The sequence below is a fragment of the Mesorhizobium sp. M6A.T.Cr.TU.017.01.1.1 genome (assembly GCF_004023115.1).
Taxonomy (GTDB): Bacteria; Pseudomonadota; Alphaproteobacteria; order Rhizobiales; family Rhizobiaceae; genus Mesorhizobium; species Mesorhizobium mediterraneum.
The window spans coordinates 1-379 of sequence record NZ_RZTA01000324.1; the positions used below are offsets into that span (position 1 = coordinate 1).

A 379-nucleotide genomic window follows, 5' to 3' on the forward strand; every position below is an offset into this window, starting at 1 on the left:
GCCGAAGGCGGATCGGTCGACAGGATCACCGAGAGGAAAAAGAAGCCCAGCATCAACACCCAGGATGGGCTCAGCAGCGAGCGCACCACGCGCGGATCGGCAAAGGCCATCAGCGAGAAGATCGACATGGCGCCGAGCGAACCGAAGCCAAGCTGGTTGACGATGTCGCCGCCTTGACCGGTGAGTTCGGCGCCGCCCGGCTGGAACGGCCGGAACGACACCATGATGACGGTGAACAGCAGCGCGGCAATGGCGGTGGCCACGCCTTCGCGCGTGAACGCGTCGCCGAGCGGCGCGCGCTCAGTTTTTCTCAGGCTGGCGGTATTGCTCATTGGCATATCCGAATTCGGCCAGCACGCGGCCCAGCGCCACATGGACG

Annotated in this window: 1 pseudogene; it reads right to left on the reverse strand. The window is 64.9% G+C overall.

Going from position 1 to position 379, the window contains the following annotated elements:
- A pseudogene (locus tag EOB36_RS34205) lies at positions 1-332 on the reverse strand (O-antigen ligase family protein); the annotation flags it as partial.
- Between the last annotated feature and the right edge of the window lie 47 nt (positions 333-379).